The following is a 19,473-nucleotide window of genomic DNA, read 5'->3' on the forward strand; positions in this document are numbered from 1 at the left end:
GGGAGAGGGTTAGAGTGCGGGGGAAAATTTACGCCGTGCCGCCCACCGTCAGATTATCCACTTTCAGCGTAGGCTGACCGACGCCCACAGGCAGGCTCTGGCCCTCTTTGCCGCAAACGCCCACGCCGTTATCCAGTTTCAGGTCGTTACCGACCATGGAAATCTGCTGCATGGCCTCAATGCCGGAGCCAATCAGGGTTGCGCCCTTCACCGCTTTGGTCACTTTGCCCTTCTCAATCAGATACGCCTCTGAGGTAGAGAAGACAAATTTGCCGGAGGTGATATCCACCTGACCGCCGCCAAAGTTTGGCGCGAAGATACCGTAATCAACGGATTCGATAATCTCCTGCGGCGTGGACTGGCCCGGCAGCATGTAAGTATTGGTCATGCGCGGCATCGGCAGATGTGCGTAGGATTCACGACGGCCGTTACCCGTCGGCGCAACGCCCATCAGGCGCGCGTTAAGCTTGTCCTGCATGTAGCCTTTCAGTACGCCGTTTTCGATCAGCACGTTGTACTGACCCGGCGTACCTTCATCGTCGATAGAAATCGAGCCGCGACGGTCGAGCATGGTGCCATCATCCACCACGGTACACAGCTCTGAGGAGACAAGCTGCCCCATCTGACCGCTGAATACGGACGTCCCGCGACGGTTGAAATCACCTTCCAGGCCGTGACCGACCGCTTCGTGCAGCAGCACTCCCGGCCAGCCTGCGCCCAGTACCACCGGCAACGTACCGGCGGGTGCAGCCACGGCAGACAGGTTGACCAGCGCCATGCGCACGGCTTCTTTTGCCCATGCATCCGCGCGGGCTTCGCCGTCAACATCACCCAGGAACCAGTCATAACCAAAACGACCGCCGCCACCGCTGGAGCCGCGCTCGCGCTTGCCGTCGTCTTCAACCTGCACGCTGATAGAGAGACGCACCAGCGGGCGAACATCCGCCGCCAGGGTACCGTCCGTCGCCGCCACCAGGATCAGTTCATAAACACCGGTTAGGCTGGCAGAGACTTCCTGCACGCGTTTATCCGCCGCGCGAGCCACTTTGTCCACGCGACGCAGGATGTCCAGCTTCTCTTCGCGGCTCATGCTTTGCAGCGGGTCGATGCTGGTATAGAGCGCAGCGTGCTGCACTTCACCCAGCGTTTTCACCCGTCCGTCGCCCGTATCGCGCACAATGGTTCGCGCCGCCTGCGCGCTCTGCTCCAGCGCGGCCAGGCTTATCTGGTCTGCATAGGCAAAACCGGTTTTTTCGCCGCTGACGGCGCGCACGCCGACGCCCTGGTCAATGTTATAAGAGCCATCTTTAATGATGCTGTCTTCTAAAACCCAGGATTCGTGATAGCTCGACTGGAAATAGAGATCGCCGTAGTCGAGGCGGCGTTCGGTCAGTTGACCAAGAATGGAGAACAGGTCCTGATGGCTCAGGCCGTTCGCTGCGAGCAAATGTTCACTTACCAGGTTCAGACTCATCTATTGCTACTCGTTCGTTGCCGCCCGTGGCGGTATAAAGATCGTATTTATTGAGAGTGAGGCAATTACCTGCCCACGTCAAATCATTGCTGTGCTTCTTTGCGTGGCTGGCGCAGCACCTCATTAATCTGTGGTTTATCAACCGGCCCGGTAATGCGATAGCGCAGAATCGAGACTTTGCTCCAGAGCGGCCCCAGCACTTTACTGGCCGCAAACACCGCCGCCCCGACAATAGGATTGACCACAAAGGCTGCCGCAACGCCCACGCTTGCGGAAATCTCCGGCGCCACCACGGCTTCCATATCCAGCTCGCGGCGCACGAGATCCACTGACCCTTTCATCGCGATATCCGCTTCCAGGCCGTCCACCAGCGTGTCGTCGGTGTGCAGAACGCCGTCTTTGATCCACGCCGTGCTGCGAATGGAATCGTAGTAGAAACCTTCGCTGAAGGTGTCGCTAAAGTCGAAGCGCAGCTTGCGCAGCAGCGCGTCAAAACTCAGCAGACGCAGGATCTGCCCGGCGCGCCCCGTGCTCACATCGGCAATCTCACCCTTACCGAAGTGGGTTTTCAGGATGCCGTTAAGCGAAGCTTCATCGGGTGTCCATGGCGCTGCGCGCCAGTGCAGATCGTAATTCACATCGAAGGACGATCCGCGAAGCGGCGTGCTAATGCCGAAGAAGTTAGCTGCGGCGTCCAGCTTGTTGCCTTTAATATCGCCTTTCAGCGAGGTGCGCTGTTCACCCGGTTTGTTCACCCATTCGCCAGCGGCAGTCATGCGGCCAAAGCCGGTATCCACCAGCCCACCAGAGAGGCTCAGCGTATTGCCCTGAATAGCAAAATCACCGTCGATACGGCCATATTTTTGCCCCCACAGCCAGCACTCCGCACAGCGCAACTGGAGATCGGGCCAGCCGCTGAAATCCACGCGCGACCTCCCACTGCCACTGACAGGAGAAGCGCTTGTCGACTCTGCTTTAGACGCCGTAAAGGTCGGATTGTAATAGAGATAACGGATAGCCGCCTGCCATGGCGCGTGATCGCGCATGGTCAACGAACCGTTAATCTCACGCCCCTGCGCCTCGACCTTTGAGCCGTTTACCGTCGGCCGGGAGACAATACTCAGGTTGTTCCACTGCTGCCCGCCCAGCGTCAGCGCAGGCGTGCGCAAGGTAATGGACTGTGGGAACTGCGCCGTTTGGTCGACGTTTTGCCCGACACCTTTCTGGAACAGTGCCAGCCACTCTGCGCCATCCATCGGCGGGAGATTCAGTTCAACGCCCGCCTGCTCCGGCAGCGGCGGCGTGGTACGGCTGTCCGTCGTCCAGATCGCTCTGTCCAGCGTCAGCTTGCGGTTAAGCAGCCAGCGGCTGTTGAAGTGGTTTGTTCCACCAGCGTTTCCGGTTAAATCGAAGCTGTTAAGGTTGCCCGCAACCTTAACATTGACGGGCAATGCTTCACCGCTTTTCTTATTCAGCGGCGCGGGAAGTTGGCTGCTGAGGTTTTTCAGATCGCCCGTAATGTCGACGTTATAGCGCGCACCGGCATGATAAGGCAGGTCGATGGCGACCTTGCCATTCCATGACACCGCGCCGTCCACCGCATTTTCAATCGGCTTCGGCAGAACATCCATGCGTGACGGCTGCCAGTTCGCGTCCATATTGACCGCCACCTGGTAGGCTTTATCGCCCTCGGTGGTGGAGAAATCGATATTGACGGGTTGATTGAACCAGGTCGCTTTCAGCGGCTCACTTTTCAGCGTGCCGTTAACAAAGCTGAACTGACCGCTGAGGTTTTTCAGCGTGCTGTCCAGCGGCTTGATATAGAGGCTGTTGTTATTAAGGCGAACGTCGCCTTTGGCGGTGGTCATTTCACCGTCCAGCGGGATATCCAGATGTAAGCGAGCATTCACATCGCCATCTAACTGCAACTGCTGAAGGGTGGCTGCCAGGGAGTCTTTCAGCGGCGTATCTTCAAAGTACGGGCCAACCGCTTTACCTGGCCCCTTAATATCCGCATCAATCAGCAGTTTCTCTTTGGAGTAATCCGGGATGTTTGCCGTCAGGTTGCTTGCCGTTACGCCGCCCAGCGCAACGCTGTCCGTCTTCATCCACAGGCCGTCATTCAGGAAGTTGAGTTCAATATCCAGATTCTTCAGCGCCGGCCAGTCCGGCTGGAAGGCATAGGTGGCGTTGCGTAGCGGCACCAGAACCTGGAACTGGCCTTCGTTGTGCTTATACGGGAACAGGTGCGGGTTGCCGCCGTAGACCAGCGTGGCGTTATCCGCCTGGCCGCCCTGAATAGCGCCGCTGAGATAGTCCACCAGCGCTTTCCCCATCAGGTTTTCCGGGAAGTAGCGCCACGCCTGCGAACCGTCATCCGTGCTGATGCCCGCCAGAATACCCAACCACGGCTCATCGCCTTCAGGCTGTAGATAACGGAAATTACCGCGGGCATGTACCGCTTTGGCTTTCACATCGATATCGCGGCCATCGAGCTGAAAACCTTTGTCATTCTTCAGCCAGTTGAGGGTGGCATTTCCCTTTTCGATCTCCAGTGGCGCACGGAAGACCGTTTCGTACGGCATTTTTGCTTGCTGCATTTCTGCCGTCAGCCTGCCGTTTTCCACGCTTCCTTCCAGTTTACCGCTGAAGTGCTCGGCACCCGGCAGCAGTTTCCACTGTTTCCATGCGAGATTTTTCCATGCCGCCTGAAAACGCGTCTTTTCCGTAGCCTGGAGCGGAATATCCAGCGCCAGCCGGTTTATCTGCCCGCTCGGCTGCGTCGCCAGCCAGATTTCGCCCAGCTCCGGGGAGAGTTTTGCGGCCATTGAACGCAGCCCTTCGATCGCCGTCAGATCCAGGTTACTGGCGCGGATACGCAGCTCGTCGCTGCGTTTACCGTTTATCCCGCCGACGTCCTGCTCCGGCATCCACGCCAGCGTCAGCGCGCCGCGCGGCCAGGGTTTGTTATCCATGGAGATGCGCGTATCCGGAATAGCGAACTGCCAGCCGCCTTTATCCTGCGTCACGTGTGCGGTGAGGTTATCGACGGAAAGTTGATGCTGATGGTTTTCCCCTTTCCAGCTCGCGCCCCCCTGCTTAAGCCAGATATCGCCGCTGGCGAACGTCCCGTTCGTCAGGGTCATCCAGCCTTCCAGGCTGAAGCGCGCGGTCTCCAGCTGCATGTTCTGCTGTAGCCACTCACCGAGCCACGGCTTCACGTCCACGTCGTCCGCCTGTAGCCACACCCTGCCGTTGTTCAGCAAGCCATTGTCGTCACGCAGATCCATCCGCACCTGCATAACGCCGTGCTGCCCGTTCAGGCTGGAGAGATTCACCTGCCCCTCGGCGCGGTGGCGATCTTTCCCGTTTAACCAGGTCAGCTGTGGGATCGCCAGCTCAGCGCGCTGGCCGGAAAGAGTAATAAAGCTCACTTCGCTGTCGCGCAGATCGAAATGATCGAACTGCCGCAGGAACAGATCGCTGATACGGCTGGTTTCCAGCCCCCGATCGCTGTCGCCGCTTCGCAGCGGCGTGTTAGTCATCAGCTGAAGTTGCCAGAAGGTGAGATCGCGAAACTGCCAGCGCAGATGCAGCAGGCTTTGCCAGACATCCAGCGCCAGGGTGACGCGTTTGATTTTGAGGTGGCCGCCATCTTTCAGGCCGGCGCTGATATCCCGGGCATCAAGCGTCGGGCCAAAGTTCTGCCAGCTTGCCTCGATATGGCTCACGTCCACCGGCAGGCCGGTGGCGGATTCGATTTTTGCCAGGATCTGCGGCCGCCAGCTGTCCAGATGCGGCAAGGCGAGACGCAGCCCGCTCACGAGCAACGCGACAATCACGACCAGCGTTGCCCCTGTAAGCAGTAAAATCCCCGGCAATCGCCTCACGCGTCTCTCCTTGTCAGCCTTAAATCTCGCAGCGAACTGCGTTTACATCATGACGACGTCAAACTGCTCCTGGTTATAGAGCGGCTCAATTTGCACTTTTACCTGTTTGCCGACAAAGATTTCCACTTCTGCCAGCGCGTGCGACTCTTCCCCTTTCAGGGCCTCCGCCACCGCAGGGGAAGCATAGACCAGAAAACGGTCTGAGTCGTAGGCATGATGGACACGGACAATCTCACGCATGATCTCGTAGCAGACCGTCTCCACCGTCTTTACCGTTCCGCGTCCATGGCAGGTTGGACACTCATTACACAGGACATGTTCCACGCTTTCGCGGGTCCGTTTCCGGGTCATTTCCACCAGACCGAGCTGCGAGAAGCCATTGATGCTGGTTTTCACGCGGTCCTTACTCAGCGCCTGCTCCAGTGAGTGCAGCACGCGACGGCGGTGATCTTCATTGTTCATATCGATAAAGTCGATGATGATAATGCCGCCCAGATTACGCAGACGAAGCTGACGCGCGATGGCCTGCGTCGCTTCGATGTTGGTGTTGAAGATGGTGTCATCGAGGTTGCGATGTCCGACAAACGCGCCGGTGTTGATGTCGACGGTGGTCATCGCTTCGGTTTGATCGATGATCAGATAGCCACCCGATTTCAGCTCAACCTTACGCTCCAGCGCACGCTGGATTTCGTTTTCAACGTCATAGAGGTCAAATATCGGCTGGCGTCCGGTGTAATGCTCCAGCAGCCCCGGCATTTCCGGGATGTACTCGGCGGTGAACTCCAGTAAGGCTTCATACGTCAGACGGGAGTCCACGCGGATGCGGTCAAGCTGGGCGTCGGCGAAATCACGTAATACGCGCTGAGCGAGCGCCAGCTCACCGTACAGCCTGTAGCGGGTCTGGTTGCGTTTTTTACGCTCCATCACTTTGGTCCAGACGCGCTTCAGGTAGGCCGCATCCGAGGCCAGATCTTCTTCGCTGATCCCTTCCGCCGCGGTACGGATAATAAACCCGCCCTGCTCGTCGCAGTAGGCGCTGACCACTTTTTTCAGGCGCTCACGCTCGCTTTCGCTCTCAATACGCTGTGACACGCCGACGTGCGACGCCCCCGGCATAAAGACCAGATAGCGTGAAGGCAGGGTGATGTCGGTGGTCAGACGCGCGCCTTTGGTGCCAAGCGGATCTTTTACCACCTGTACCATCAGATCCTGGCCCTGACGCACCAGCTCAGAGATGTCGCGCACAGCAAATTGCTTTTGCTCTTCGCCTGCCACACATTCGGTGTGCGGCATGATATCGGAGGCATGTAAAAACGCCGCCTTATCGAGCCCAATATCTACAAAAGCCGCCTGCATACCCGGCAGGACACGACTGACACGACCTTTGTAGATATTGCCTACGATTCCGCGTCGCGCTTCACGCTCAATATGAATTTCCTGGAGAATGCCACCATCAATGTAGGCCACACGGGTTTCCGATGGCGTTACGTTTACCAACAATTCAGCCGTCATAATTATCCCTTCCCTCACGCAGTGAGTTAAAATTGCTCAGCAACTCATACGTTTCCACCAGCGGTAAGCCGACTACGGCGTGATAGCTGCCATTTATCTTCCTGACAAAACAGCCACCCAACCCTTGAATACCGTATGCACCTGCTTTATCCATAGGTTCACCGCTGGCGATATAGCCGGCGATCTCCTCGTCGGTGAGGACTCTGAACGTCACTTCCGTTACCACAAGGCAATCCAGAACGTACTGGCTATCAGCCAGCGCTACCGCCGTCATCACCTGATGGGTTTGTCCGGACATATTACGCAGCATCCGCGCCGCATGGTCTGCGTCGCGAGGTTTCTCAAGCACCTCACCATTGAGAATGACGATGGTATCCGCACCCAGCACCGGTAAGTCACGCGGCACGCATGCAACGCCCGCCTGCGCTTTTTCACGCGCCAGACGAGAGACATACTGCTGAGCGCTTTCACCCTCAGCGCGTTTTTCTTCGATACCGGTAACGATGCGTTCGAAGGAGACACCCAACTGCGCGAGCAGTTCCTGGCGACGCGGAGAACCGGAGGCAAGATACAAAGACGTCATAGAAACCTTTTATTGCACGGCAAACTGCTGACGAATTTTACGCATCAGCAGGAACAGCCACGGCCAGAGCACACCGTTTACTACACTACTCCAGAACACTTCCGGTCGGAAAGAGACGTTGATCACTAAAAACTCTGCCCAGAAAACAACGATATCCGCAGCGAGCGACAACAACATCACTACCAGCGCCTGTTGCCAGAGCGCAAGGTTACGAAAGAGCTGGAATTTGAGTGCGACGAGATACGCAATAATGCTCATGGATAAGGCGCGGACGCCAAGCGTAGAGCCACTGATAAGATCCAGTATGGCACCCATCACAAAACCTGTGCCGACATTTACGCGGTGCGGCAGGGCAAGGATCCAGTAGAGCAAAATGAGCAATACCCAGTTTGGCCGGAAAACAAGAATGTCGTCCGGCCAGGGCATAATTTGCAGCAACAGTGCAACGAGGAATGAGAGCCAGATTACCCAGCGCCCCTGGCTACGATAACTGGCCACTACTGCCCTCCACCCGAGACTTGCGGCGGTGGCGGCGCATCCGGCAGTGGCTGCGTTAACCCCGTCGCCGGAGCCGGTACGGGTGCAGGTGGCCCCATCGCATCCGGCGCAGGCAGCACCTGCGGCATCATCTGCATCAGGCGTTCGTTGGCCACGCGATGCACATCTTCCGGTGTCATCGGGTTAGCGCCGTTACGATCGGCGCCCCACAGCAGCAACAGGTAGCGCAAACGCTGCAAGCCGGCCGTTGGACGCGCCTGAATCACGGTGTAGGCACGCTGAGTGTCGAGCTTCACGGAAGAGACAACCGCAACCGGGTAGCCCTCAGGGAAACGACCGCCCAGACCGGACGTCACCAGCACGTCGCCCACGCGGATATCCGTGTTGGCAGGCAGGTGTTCCAGTTGCAGATCGTCCGTGCAGCCATTACCGGCGGCAATCACGCGAATATCGTTACGCAGCACCTGAATCGGCAGTGCATGGGTGGCATCGCAAATCAGCAACACGCGGCTGGTCAGTTTGGCAACCGCCACAACCTGGCCCACGACGCCCTTATCGCTGATGACAGGCTGACCTTCGTATACGCCGTTCACGCTGCCTTTATCAATCACCACCTGATCGCTGTACGGATCGTTTACGGTGGAGATCACCTGGGTGACCATTTTCTGTTCATCCTGGCGCAGCGGCGAGCCAAGCAGTTCGCGCAGACGGGCGTTTTCCTGCTTATATTGCCCCAGCATCAGCAGCTCGCTATTTTTCAGCAGCAGTTCCTGGCGTAACGCACGGTTTTCGAGTTCGAGCTGGTCACGCGATGAGAGCGTTTGCGACACGGAGTCGAGCAGTTCACGGGGACCATTTGAAATAAAGTAGAAAGGACTGACGGCGGTATCCATGTACGTTCGGATCTGGCTGAACGTACCGAGGCGGCTATCGGCAATAATGACCCCGAGCGCAACCAGAACCGCCAGGATCAGGCGAAACTGTAGCGACGGGCCACGGCTAAAAATTGGCTTCATAGGCTATGCGTATTCTCGCGTCAGAGAGAAAGGGTAGCGAATTGCTACCCTCTCACACCCGACTACTCTTCGCTAAACAAGTCGCCGCCGTGCATGTCGATCATTTCCAGCGCCTTGCCACCACCACGGGCGACGCAAGTCAGTGGATCTTCTGCAACTACGACAGGAATACCTGTCTCTTCCATTAACAGGCGGTCGAGGTTACGCAGCAGCGCACCACCACCGGTCAGAACCATACCGCGCTCGGAGATATCGGAAGCCAGCTCTGGCGGGCACTGTTCCAGCGCAACCATCACCGCGCTCACGATGCCGGTCAGCGGCTCCTGCAACGCTTCCAGGATTTCGTTGGAGTTCAGGGTGAATCCGCGTGGCACGCCTTCAGCCAGGTTACGACCGCGAACTTCGATCTCGCGTACTTCATCACCCGGATAGGCAGAACCGATTTCATGCTTGATGCGCTCTGCGGTTGCTTCACCGATCAGAGAGCCGTAGTTACGGCGAACGTAATTGATGATGGCTTCGTCGAAACGGTCGCCGCCGATACGCACGGAAGAGGAGTACACCACACCGTTCAGGGAGATAACGGCCACTTCAGTGGTACCGCCACCGATATCCACCACCATAGAACCGGTAGCCTCAGAAACCGGCAGACCCGCACCAATTGCCGCAGCCATCGGTTCTTCAATCAGGAACACTTCACGCGCACCGGCACCCTGAGCGGATTCACGGATCGCACGGCGTTCAACCTGGGTTGCGCCAACCGGCACACACACCAGCACGCGCGGGCTTGGGCGCATGAAGCTGTTGCTGTGAACCTGCTTGATGAAGTGCTGAAGCATTTTTTCGGTCACGAAGAAGTCAGCAATAACGCCGTCTTTCATAGGGCGGATCGCGGCGATGTTGCCCGGCGTACGGCCCAGCATCTGCTTCGCATCATGACCTACTGCGGCCACGCTTTTTGGCGAGCCGGCACGATCCTGACGAATGGCCACAACGGAAGGCTCATTCAATACGATGCCTTGTCCTTTTACATAAATAAGGGTATTCGCGGTACCCAGGTCAATGGACAGGTCATTGGAAAACATGCCACGAAATTTTTTCAACATACTAAGGGATAATCCTGAAAGCTGGGGCGGAAAACAAAATCCGCTTACTTTACCAACCACACGCAGCAGCGACAAGGCGCAAAAATCGTCTGCTACGGTGAAAATTAGTGCAGCACGTTTCCTTTGTTACAAATTCATCCCCTGAATCCCTCAGGGCTGAGTAAACAGCAGCGTCCCTCACTTTCACTTGTAACCCACTAAAGGTCGTTCACTGGCTTTTATGCTCGTCTTACTCAAAGCTACAGGCGCGATATTCTACGTGAAAACAAAGTAAACGGCAGGTCAAACAGAGTATCTTTGCAAATATTTTTTCACATTGGTGTCAAGCGGCTGAGAGGCGGCAAAAAAATCCCCCTGACCGCCCGTCACGCCGCGCTCTGTCAACATCTGCCATTCACTACGTGAACGTACGCCTGTGGCAAATACTTGCGTTTGCGTTCCTTTGCACGCTTCCACCAGGCTTTGTACCAGCAGCTGGTTTTCCGTGCGTTTTTCAATATTCCTTACCAGACCCGGATGCAGCTTCAATAATTCAACATCCAGCTCTTTGATCCAGCGGGTGCTCACCAGCGTCAAACCCGCCTGGGTTACCGCCACGCGAGCCCCAAGCGCATTGATTAAACGCACTACCGGGCGCAACCGGCTGATGTGTTGACCTACATCTGCCTCTGCAAGTTCAAAAATAATGCGTTTGCGTTGCGATTTTTCGCATTGCATTAACGTGTCACGTAACCAGCGCTGGAAACGCGGACGGATCAGCGATTCGACGGTCACCTGTAAAGCCAGATTTTCTTCAGGCCAGTACGATAAAAACGGAATGAGACGGGTGATTTGCTGACGGTCATACTCTTCGGACAATCCGAATTGCAACACCATGGGCAGATATTCCGCGGAGATAACCTCTTCAGTGCCATCAAAAATACGGCACATCAGCTCACGATGATGAACATGACCATTCTTCATGACCGCCGGTTTTTGATAGATGCGCGGTCCGCCCCGGCTCAGCATCTGTTCAATCAGGGTTCGCCAGCGCACGTTGCCGCGCCCTTTCTCCGGCAGCGTATCATCATAGACTGCCCAGCCGTTCGCCCCCTGCAATACGGCGTTACGCGTGGCCGCTTCCGCATGTTCCATCACCTGCTCCGTCGACTGACCGCCGCGCCAGGCACAGATGCCCATATGCACCATATCGTCTCTGTCGAGCATTTTGCTCTGGGGCAGCGCATCGACGGCTTTCAGCAGCTGGCTGGCGATACTCTCGGACTCCTTTAAGGTGCGATGCGGCAGCAAGACGGCAAAATCGCTGCGGTGGTAGCGTGCCAGTAACGCGCCGGGGTAGCGCATAATAAAGGTGGACAGCAGGTTAATCAGCGTAAAGAGGTTCTCTTCCGCCACGCGCTGACCCCAGGTATCACGGAGCAGATCGAAGTCGGGCAGGCGAATCATCATTACCACGCCATGCGTACCCACCTTTTCGGGGTCATCAAGAAGCGTAGCCAGCTGATTATCAAAGAAGAGACGGTTGTTGAGGCCCGTTTTGTTATCCTGCGCGGCGTAAGAGCGAATCAACGTGTCCATACGGCTACGCTGATCGCTGGCAAACTGGATTTCGGAGAGCAACACGTCCAGGGCGCTACTGGTGCGTGATGGCCATTCATAAACCGATCCCCGCACCTGTGGACCCCGTTCGCCATTCAGTATCCGCACGGAGCGTGTTTCCAGCAGCTCCTGGCCGGAAAGTTGACGACGCTGCCAGCGAACGGCGAGGAAAATCAGCAGTACGATAAAGGCAACGGCGATGGTTAAGGGCGCGGTGGTCATAAGCGAGCGTAAATAGTTGCTCATCGGATCCTGGTACATTAGATGAATTGTCATACCCGGATGTTTAAGTGAATTAACCGTGACGTCCCGATACTGATCTACCGTGCCGGCAGGACGATAGCTGCCCTGGCGGGTATGGCTGAAAACGGTCTGCTTCCCCTGTTTAATGTCGATCTGCACGATATCCACAGGCACCATTAACTCATCCAGCTCACGCGAAAGCGCCGGGAAGGAGGTTGCAATCAGGCGAGTGTCGATAACCGATGCAACCGATTCAACCCGGTTAACCAGCTTATCCTGGATGGCATTGTAAAAGCTCAGCGAGCAGCCGATTAGCGTGACAAATATGGTCAGCCCCGTCAGCAAGGTGATAAAAGCTGAGAACTTCGTCGTTAATCGCATCCTTGAGATTACTCCGTGGGTTGAAGGGGGTGCAAGTGAGCACTAACTTGCATTTCAAATGCGGCATACTACCAAACCTGGCGTATCTGGCAATTTATTGCGTTAAATCGGCACTGCGTTTCATTGAGCGAGTATAGTCATCAGAACATATTTTCCCATCATCAAACCTAGTGAGGACCCAGTATGCAGGCTTTGATCTTAGAACAGCAGGACGGCAAAACCGTTGCCTCAGTGCAAGCCATCGAGGAGAGCCGCCTGCCGGAGGGCGACGTGACCGTAGATATCGACTGGTCCAGCCTGAACTATAAGGATGCGCTGGCCATTACGGGAAAAGGTAAAATCATCCGAAATTTCCCGATGGTGCCAGGAATCGACTTTGCAGGCCGCGTACATACCAGTGAAGATCCACGTTTTCACGCCGGACAGCAGGTGCTGCTCACCGGCTGGGGCGTAGGTGAAAACCACTGGGGCGGACTGGCAGCGCAGGCGCGCGTAAAAGGTGACTGGCTGGTCCCGATGCCGAAAGGCCTGGACGGTCGTAAGGCGATGATCATCGGCACGGCAGGTTTCACCGCCATGCTGTGCGTGATGGCGCTGGAAGAGGCCGGGATCCGCCCTGACTCTGGCGAAATTGTCGTCACCGGCGCCAGCGGCGGCGTGGGCAGCACGGCCGTCACGCTGCTGCACAAGCTGGGGTATCAGGTCGCTGCCGTCTCAGGCCGCGAAAGTACGCATGATTATCTACGTCAATTGGGCGCAAGCCGCATTCTGAGCCGCGACGAATTTGCCGAGACCCGCCCGCTGGAAAAACAGGTCTGGGCTGGCGCAGTAGATACCGTCGGCGACAAAGTGCTGGCGAAGGTGCTGGCGCAAATGAATTACGGCGGCTGCGTGGCGGCCTGTGGTCTGGCGGGCGGTTTTGCCCTGCCGACGACGGTGATGCCATTTATTCTGCGTAACGTGCGTCTTCAGGGTGTCGATTCGGTCATGACCCCAGCCGAGCGGCGAGCTGAGGCCTGGGAACGTCTGGTGCAGGATCTGCCAGCCTCATTCTTTGACCAGAGCGCCACTGAGATTACCCTGAGCCAGGCGCCAGAGTTCGCCAATAAAATCATGGACAACCAGTTCCACGGTCGTGCGCTGGTTAAAATCGCCTAATCTTCAAATTTTCGTGACATATTCGCGCTAACCCTCCTCCTCCGTCATGCTTAGAAAAACGCCTGACGGAGGATGCCATGAAAACCCGAAAACTGACGGAAGCCGACGTAACGTCTGAATCTGTCTTTATGCTACAGCGCCGCCAGATCCTGAAAATGCTTGGCATCAGCGCCACCGCCCTGACGCTCACCCCTGCGGCCCATGCCGATCTGCTCGACTGGTTTAAGGGCAACGATCGCCCGAGAGCCCCCTCCGGCGCACCGCTTAACTTCACCAAACCGGCGCAGTGGCAGAATAAACTGGCGCTGACGCCGGAAGATAAAGTCACCGGCTATAACAACTTCTATGAGTTTGGTCTCGATAAGGCCGATCCTGCCGCCAACGCCGGGAGCATGAAAACCGATCCCTGGACGCTGAAGATAGATGGCGAGGTGGCAAAACCACTGACGCTGGATCATCATGACCTCACCACCCGCTTCCCACTTGAAGAACGCATTTACCGTATGCGCTGTGTGGAAGCCTGGTCGATGGTGGTGCCGTGGGTAGGTTTCCCTTTGCATAAACTGCTGGCGCTGGTTGAGCCCACCAGCAACGCGAAGTATGTTTCCTTCCAGACGCGCTACGCCCCGGACGAGATGCCAGGCCAGAAGGATCGGTTTATCGGCGGCGGGCTGGAGTATCCCTACGTTGAAGGTTTACGTCTCGACGAAGCCATGCATCCGCTTACGCTGCTTACCGTTGGGGTTTACGGCAAAGCGCTGCCGCCGCAAAACGGGGCGCCCATTCGCCTGACCGTACCGTGGAAATACGGTTTCAAGGGCATCAAATCGATCGTCAGCATTAAGCTCACCCGTGAACGCCCCCCCACCACCTGGAACCTGGCAGCGCCTGACGAGTATGGTTTTTTTGCCAACGTTAACCCGCACGTTGACCATCCGCGCTGGTCGCAGGCGACGGAACGTTTTATCGGCTCCGGCGGCGCGCTGGATGTTAAACGCCAGCCAACGCTGCTGTTTAACGGCTATGCGGATGAGGTGGCATCCCTCTACCGTGGGCTGAATTTACGGGAGAACTTCTAAGTGCGTTTAACGGCAAAGCAGATAACCTGGCTGAAGGTACTCCTGCATTTAGCAGGATTGCTCCCCTTTATCTGGCTCTTCTGGGCAGCCAGCCAGGGACAGTTCAGTGCCGATCCGGCGAAAGATATTCAGCATTTTACGGGTCGGATGGCTCTGAAATTTTTGCTGGCGACCTTGCTCGTCTCACCGCTGGCGCGCTACGCTAAACAGCCATTATTGATACGCACCCGTCGGCTTTTAGGGCTATGGTGTTTCGCCTGGGCGACGCTGCATCTCACCAGCTACGCCCTGCTGGAACTGGGCATTAACAACCTGGCACTCCTTGGCAGCGAACTGGTGACGCGTCCCTATTTGACGCTGGGTATCGTAAGCTGGCTGGTTTTACTGGCGCTGACGCTGACATCCACGCAGTATGCGCAGCGAAAACTGGGTCGACGCTGGCAACTGCTGCACAACTTCGTCTATCTTGTCGCGATCCTCGCCCCTATTCATTACCTGTGGTCGGTGAAGATTTTATCCCCTCAGCCAGTCATCTACGCCCTGCTGGCCCTAGCCCTTTTAGCGTGGCGTTACAAGAAGTTCCGCCAGTGGTTGCGATAGTTCACGAAACTGTGCGTTTTCCCGCAGATTATTTATCAACCGCGAATCTTTTTCGGATAGCGGTTGATAATCTTCCCTGATAAGACCAGTATTTAGCTGCCAAATGCTACGAAATCGTTATAATGTGCGACTTCGGTTTTCCGGACAGGGGTTTTAGGCCTCTGAAAGGGTGACAATTGCGCTTTGAGGGTATATGTTGTTTTTTACCCGAAAATCGCAGGAGATAGCGGCACAATGGCTGACAAATTCCAAATTTTAGTATTGAACGGTCCGAACCTGAACATGCTCGGCACCCGTGAGCCAGAGAAGTACGGCACGCTGACATTGAGCGAAATTGTTAACCGTCTGAGTACGGAAGCAGCCTCGCTGAATGTGGATTTGGACCATTTTCAGTCAAACGCGGAGTACGCAATCATCGACCGTATTCATCAGGCTAAAGACACTGTGGACTATATCCTGATCAATCCGGCCGCGTTTACGCACACCAGTGTTGCTATACGCGACGCACTGCTCGCGGTGAGTATCCCGTTTATCGAGATCCACCTGAGTAACGTGCACGCCCGAGAGCCGTTCCGCCACCATTCCTACCTGTCAGATATCGCCGCAGGCGTGATTTGTGGGCTGGGTGCAGACGGCTATTCATACGCTTTACAGACAGCGGTAAAACGCTTGTCACAATCACACTAAACAAGAGTACGGAACCCACTCATGGATATTCGTAAGATTAAAAAACTGATCGAGCTGGTTGAAGAATCAGGCATCTCCGAACTGGAAATTTCTGAAGGCGAAGAGTCTGTACGCATCAGCCGTGCAGCCCCGGCCGCTAGCTTCCCGGTAATGCAGCAAGCTTACGCTGCGCCAGTGCAGCAGCCTGCGCTCTCCGCAGCCGTTGCGCCAGTGGCAGCAGAAGCGGCACCTGCGGCTGCAACAGAAATCAGTGGTCACATCGTACGTTCCCCAATGGTTGGTACTTTCTACCGCACCCCGAGCCCGGACGCGAAGGCGTTCATCGAAGTGGGTCAGAAAGTCAACGTAGGCGATACCCTGTGCATCGTTGAAGCCATGAAAATGATGAACCAGATCGAAGCAGACAAATCAGGTACTGTGAAAGCGATCCTGGTCGAAAGTGGTCAGCCGGTAGAATTTGACGAGCCGCTGGTCGTCATCGAGTAACGAGGCGAACATGCTGGATAAAATTGTTATCGCCAACCGTGGCGAGATTGCACTGCGTATTCTTCGTGCCTGTAAAGAGCTGGGCATCAAGACCGTGGCCGTGCACTCAAGCGCGGATCGCGATTTAAAACACGTATTGCTGGCGGATGAGACGGTCTGTATCGGTCCGGCTCCGTCCGTAAAAAGCTATCTGAACATCCCGGCTATCATTAGCGCCGCCGAAATCACTGGCGCGGTCGCGATTCACCCGGGTTATGGTTTCCTCTCTGAGAACGCCAACTTTGCTGAGCAGGTTGAACGCTCTGGCTTTATCTTCATTGGCCCGAAAGCCGACACCATTCGCCTGATGGGTGACAAAGTGTCTGCCATCACCGCGATGAAAAAAGCCGGCGTGCCAACCGTACCGGGCTCTGACGGCCCGCTGACCGACGATATGGATGCTAACCGCGCCCATGCTAAACGCATTGGCTATCCGGTGATCATCAAAGCGTCCGGCGGCGGCGGCGGTCGCGGTATGCGCGTTGTACGCAGCGATGCTGAACTGGCGCAGTCCATCTCCATGACCAAAGCGGAAGCGAAAGCGGCTTTCAGCAATGACATGGTGTACATGGAAAAATACCTGGAAAACCCACGCCACATCGAAATTCAGGTGCTGGCTGACGGTCAGGGTAACGCAATCTATCTGGCAGAACGTGACTGCTCCATGCAGCGTCGTCACCAGAAAGTGGTCGAAGAAGCGCCAGCGCCGGGCATTACGCCTGAACTGCGTCGCTACATCGGCGAGCGTTGCGCTAAAGCGTGTGTCGATATCGGCTATCGCGGGGCGGGTACCTTTGAGTTCCTGTTCGAAAACGGCGAGTTCTACTTCATCGAGATGAACACCCGTATTCAGGTTGAACACCCGGTTACCGAAATGATCACCGGCGTTGACCTGATCAAAGAACAGCTGCGTATCGCAGCCGGTCAGCCGCTGTCCATCAAACAGGAAGAAGTTGTGGTTAAAGGCCATGCGGTAGAGTGCCGTATCAACGCCGAAGACCCGAACACCTTCCTGCCAAGCCCGGGTAAAATTACGCGTTTCCACGCGCCGGGTGGCTTTGGTGTGCGCTGGGAGTCCCATATCTACGCCGGTTACACCGTACCGCCGTACTATGACTCAATGATTGGTAAGCTGATCTGCTACGGCGAAAACCGTGACGTGGCCATTGCCCGCATGAAGAACGCCCTTCAGGAGCTGATCATCGACGGGATCAAAACCAACGTTGATCTCCAGATGCGCATTATGAGCGACGAGCACTTCCAGAATGGTGGGACTAACATCCACTACCTGGAGAAAAAACTCGGTCTGAACGAGAAGTAAGAGACCAGTGTTGCTAAAAGGCCGGATTATCCGGCCTTTTTTATTTCTGGGGATCGCTAAGCCCCATCATGTACAATCCCCGCTTTCTTCATCCACAAGGGACAAAAAATGGACAAACGTTTTGTTCAGGCCCATAAAGAAGCGCGCTGGGCGCTGTGGCTGACCCTTCTCTATCTCGCCGCGTGGTTAGTAACTGCTTACTTACCTGATTCGGCGATTGGCATTACCGGCCTCCCGCACTGGTTTGAAATGGCCTGCCTGCTGCTGCCGCTGGTGTTTATCCTGCTGTGCTGGGCGATGGTGAAATTCATCTATCGCGATATATCACTGGAGGACGATGATGCAGCTTGAAGTCATTCTGCCCCTTATCGCTTACCTGTTCCTGGTGTTTGGCCTGTCGGTTTATGCGATGCGTAAACGTTCGACCGGCACCTTTCTGAACGAGTATTTCCTCGGGAGCCGCTCTATGGGTGGCGTCGTGCTGGCCATGACGCTGACCGCCACGTACATCAGCGCCAGCTCGTTTATCGGTGGCCCCGGCGCCGCTTATAAGTACGGGCTGGGCTGGGTACTGCTGGCCATGATCCAGCTGCCTGCCATCTGGCTCTCTCTGGGCATACTGGGTAAAAAGTTTGCCATTCTGGCCCGTCGCTACAATGCCGTAACGCTGAACGATATGCTGTTTGCCCGCTATCAGAGTCGCTTGCTGGTATGGCTGGCAAGCCTGAGTCTGCTGGTGGCGTTTATTGGCGCAATGACGGTGCAGTTTATCGGCGGGGCGCGACTGCTGGAGACGGCTGCCGGGATCCCCTATGAGACGGGCCTGGTCATTTTCGGTGTGAGTATCGCGCTGTATACCGCGTTTGGCGGGTTCCGCGCCAGCGTACTCAACGACACGATGCAGGGGATGGTGATGCTCATTGGCACCCTCGTTCTGCTGGTGGGTATCGTGCATGCCGCAGGGGGCCTGAGCCATGCGGTTGAAACCCTGGAAGCGATCGATCCGAAACTGGTCTCACCGCAGGGGGCGGATGACATCCTCTCTCCAACCTTTATGACCTCGTTCTGGGTACTGGTGTGCTTTGGCGTGATTGGCCTGCCGCATACCGCCGTGCGCTGCATCTCATATAAAGACAGCAAAGCGGTGCACCGCGGGATCATTATCGGGACAATTGTGGTGGCGATCCTGATGTTCGGTATGCACCTGGCGGGTGCGCTGGGACGCGCGGTGATCCCTGACCTTACCGTACCGGATCTGGTCATTCCAACCCTGATGGTGAAAGTGCTTCCGCCGTTTGCCGCCGGGATTTTCCTCGCCGCACCCATGGCGGCCATTATGTCGACCATCAACGCTCAGTTGCTGCAAAGTTCCGCTACGATCATTAAAGATCTCTATCTGAATTTACGTCCTGAACAGGTCGAAAATGAGCGACGCCTCAAGCGCATGTCGGCGGTGATTACCCTGGTGCTGGGGGCGTTGCTGCTGCTGGCCGCGTGGCGTCCACCGGAGATGATCATCTGGTTGAACCTGCTCGCCTTTGGTGGGCTGGAGGCCGTTTTCCTGTGGCCGCTGGTGCTGGGGCTCTACTGGGAACGCGCGAATGCCGCGGGTGCATTAAGCGGCATGATTGTCGGGGGCGTCCTGTATGCTGTTCTCGCCACGTTTAAAATTCAGTATCTGGGCTTCCATCCGATCGTGCCTTCGTTACTGATAAGTTTACTGGCGTTTGTGGTGGGAAACCGTTTTGGTCGACCGGTGCCACAAACTGCCCTGATTTCTACTGATAAATAAAGAGTTTTG

The 19,473-nt window shown here is 56.2% G+C and carries 16 protein-coding genes; 8 read left to right on the forward strand and 8 right to left on the reverse strand.

Features of this window, described 5'->3' with window-relative positions; all coding sequences use genetic code 11:
• Window positions 1–28: 28 nt before the first annotated feature.
• The 8 genes from tldD to csrD form a co-directional block, all read right to left on the reverse strand.
• Window positions 29–1,474, reverse strand: a complete 1,446-nt coding sequence (tldD, locus tag FZF21_RS19625) for a metalloprotease TldD (protein ID WP_017382710.1) — start codon at window positions 1,472–1,474, stop codon at window positions 29–31.
• A gap of 83 nt (window positions 1,475–1,557) precedes the next feature.
• A complete protein-coding gene (gene yhdP, locus FZF21_RS19630; protein WP_047738177.1) occupies window positions 1,558–5,364 on the reverse strand; it encodes an AsmA2 domain-containing protein YhdP in 3,807 nt (1,268 codons plus the stop codon).
• A 42-nt stretch (window positions 5,365–5,406) separates the two neighbouring features.
• Complete coding sequence (rng, locus tag FZF21_RS19635; RefSeq protein WP_003860405.1) at window positions 5,407–6,876, reverse strand: ribonuclease G; 1,470 nt, start codon at window positions 6,874–6,876, stop codon at window positions 5,407–5,409.
• Window positions 6,866–7,459, reverse strand: coding sequence for a nucleoside triphosphate pyrophosphatase (locus FZF21_RS19640; RefSeq protein ID WP_003860403.1), 594 nt, complete (start codon window positions 7,457–7,459; stop codon window positions 6,866–6,868). The genes rng and FZF21_RS19640 overlap by 11 nt, the downstream gene beginning before the upstream one ends.
• 9 nt (window positions 7,460–7,468) lie before the next feature.
• On the reverse strand, window positions 7,469–7,957 hold the full coding sequence (gene mreD / locus FZF21_RS19645; protein ID WP_003860402.1) for a rod shape-determining protein MreD: 489 nt from the start codon (window positions 7,955–7,957) through the stop codon (window positions 7,469–7,471).
• Window positions 7,957–8,973, reverse strand: a complete 1,017-nt coding sequence (gene mreC, locus FZF21_RS19650; protein WP_003860400.1) for a rod shape-determining protein MreC — start codon at window positions 8,971–8,973, stop codon at window positions 7,957–7,959. Before mreC ends, mreD begins: the two co-directional genes overlap by 1 nt.
• Before the next feature lie 62 nt (window positions 8,974–9,035).
• On the reverse strand, window positions 9,036–10,079 hold the full coding sequence (mreB, locus tag FZF21_RS19655; protein WP_000913396.1) for a rod shape-determining protein MreB: 1,044 nt from the start codon (window positions 10,077–10,079) through the stop codon (window positions 9,036–9,038).
• Window positions 10,080–10,361: 282 nt separating this feature from the next.
• Window positions 10,362–12,302 (reverse strand): RNase E specificity factor CsrD, encoded by a 1,941-nt coding sequence (gene csrD / locus FZF21_RS19660; RefSeq protein ID WP_032669091.1) that lies wholly within the window; start codon window positions 12,300–12,302, stop codon window positions 10,362–10,364.
• Window positions 12,303–12,485: 183 nt separating this feature from the next.
• On the opposite strand from csrD, the gene FZF21_RS19665 reads away from it, so the two are divergent.
• The 8 genes from FZF21_RS19665 (at window position 12,486) to panF (ending at window position 19,464) form a co-directional block, all read left to right on the forward strand.
• Window positions 12,486–13,460: an MDR family oxidoreductase gene (locus tag FZF21_RS19665; RefSeq protein WP_015572015.1), complete on the forward strand. Its 975-nt coding sequence runs from the start codon at window positions 12,486–12,488 to the stop codon at window positions 13,458–13,460.
• Between the two features lie 77 nt (window positions 13,461–13,537).
• Window positions 13,538–14,539, forward strand: coding sequence for a protein-methionine-sulfoxide reductase catalytic subunit MsrP (gene msrP / locus FZF21_RS19670; RefSeq protein WP_045141592.1), 1,002 nt, complete (start codon window positions 13,538–13,540; stop codon window positions 14,537–14,539).
• Window positions 14,540–15,139, forward strand: coding sequence for a protein-methionine-sulfoxide reductase heme-binding subunit MsrQ (msrQ, locus tag FZF21_RS19675; protein WP_003860393.1), 600 nt, complete (start codon window positions 14,540–14,542; stop codon window positions 15,137–15,139).
• Between the two features lie 234 nt (window positions 15,140–15,373).
• Complete coding sequence (aroQ, locus tag FZF21_RS19680) at window positions 15,374–15,826, forward strand: type II 3-dehydroquinate dehydratase (RefSeq protein WP_003860391.1); 453 nt, start codon at window positions 15,374–15,376, stop codon at window positions 15,824–15,826.
• A gap of 21 nt (window positions 15,827–15,847) precedes the next feature.
• Window positions 15,848–16,312, forward strand: a complete 465-nt coding sequence (gene accB, locus FZF21_RS19685) for an acetyl-CoA carboxylase biotin carboxyl carrier protein (protein WP_015572018.1) — start codon at window positions 15,848–15,850, stop codon at window positions 16,310–16,312.
• 10 nt (window positions 16,313–16,322) lie between these two features.
• Entirely contained in the window at window positions 16,323–17,672 is a 1,350-nt protein-coding gene (gene accC / locus FZF21_RS19690) for an acetyl-CoA carboxylase biotin carboxylase subunit (RefSeq protein WP_003860388.1), read from the forward strand.
• 108 nt (window positions 17,673–17,780) lie between these two features.
• On the forward strand, window positions 17,781–18,023 hold the full coding sequence (locus FZF21_RS19695) for a YhdT family protein (RefSeq protein WP_003860385.1): 243 nt from the start codon (window positions 17,781–17,783) through the stop codon (window positions 18,021–18,023).
• Window positions 18,013–19,464, forward strand: coding sequence for a sodium/pantothenate symporter (panF, locus tag FZF21_RS19700; protein WP_040118164.1), 1,452 nt, complete (start codon window positions 18,013–18,015; stop codon window positions 19,462–19,464). The genes FZF21_RS19695 and panF overlap by 11 nt, the downstream gene beginning before the upstream one ends.
• The last annotated feature ends 9 nt before the right edge of the window (window positions 19,465–19,473 follow it).

Origin of the sequence: Enterobacter sp. LU1 (genome assembly GCF_008271405.2) — a bacterium.
Lineage (GTDB): Bacteria > Pseudomonadota > Gammaproteobacteria > Enterobacterales > Enterobacteriaceae > Enterobacter > Enterobacter hormaechei_C.

Excerpts from the sequence above, each read along its gene's own strand:
- tldD (WP_017382710.1), bottom strand. The coding sequence starts at position 1,474 with ATGAGTCTGAACCTGGTAAGTGAACATTTGCTCGCAGCGAACGGCCTG.
- rng (WP_003860405.1), bottom strand. The coding sequence starts at position 6,876 with ATGACGGCTGAATTGTTGGTAAACGTAACGCCATCGGAAACCCGTGTG.
- FZF21_RS19640 (WP_003860403.1), bottom strand. The coding sequence starts at position 7,459 with ATGACGTCTTTGTATCTTGCCTCCGGTTCTCCGCGTCGCCAGGAACTG.
- mreC (WP_003860400.1), bottom strand. The coding sequence starts at position 8,973 with ATGAAGCCAATTTTTAGCCGTGGCCCGTCGCTACAGTTTCGCCTGATC.
- mreB (WP_000913396.1), bottom strand. The coding sequence starts at position 10,079 with ATGTTGAAAAAATTTCGTGGCATGTTTTCCAATGACCTGTCCATTGAC.
- csrD (WP_032669091.1), bottom strand. The coding sequence starts at position 12,302 with ATGCGATTAACGACGAAGTTCTCAGCTTTTATCACCTTGCTGACGGGG.
- FZF21_RS19665 (WP_015572015.1), top strand. The coding sequence starts at position 12,486 with ATGCAGGCTTTGATCTTAGAACAGCAGGACGGCAAAACCGTTGCCTCA.
- msrP (WP_045141592.1), top strand. The coding sequence starts at position 13,538 with ATGAAAACCCGAAAACTGACGGAAGCCGACGTAACGTCTGAATCTGTC.
- aroQ (WP_003860391.1), top strand. The coding sequence starts at position 15,374 with ATGGCTGACAAATTCCAAATTTTAGTATTGAACGGTCCGAACCTGAAC.
- accB (WP_015572018.1), top strand. The coding sequence starts at position 15,848 with ATGGATATTCGTAAGATTAAAAAACTGATCGAGCTGGTTGAAGAATCA.
- accC (WP_003860388.1), top strand. The coding sequence starts at position 16,323 with ATGCTGGATAAAATTGTTATCGCCAACCGTGGCGAGATTGCACTGCGT.
- FZF21_RS19695 (WP_003860385.1), top strand. The coding sequence starts at position 17,781 with ATGGACAAACGTTTTGTTCAGGCCCATAAAGAAGCGCGCTGGGCGCTG.
- panF (WP_040118164.1), top strand. The coding sequence starts at position 18,013 with ATGCAGCTTGAAGTCATTCTGCCCCTTATCGCTTACCTGTTCCTGGTG.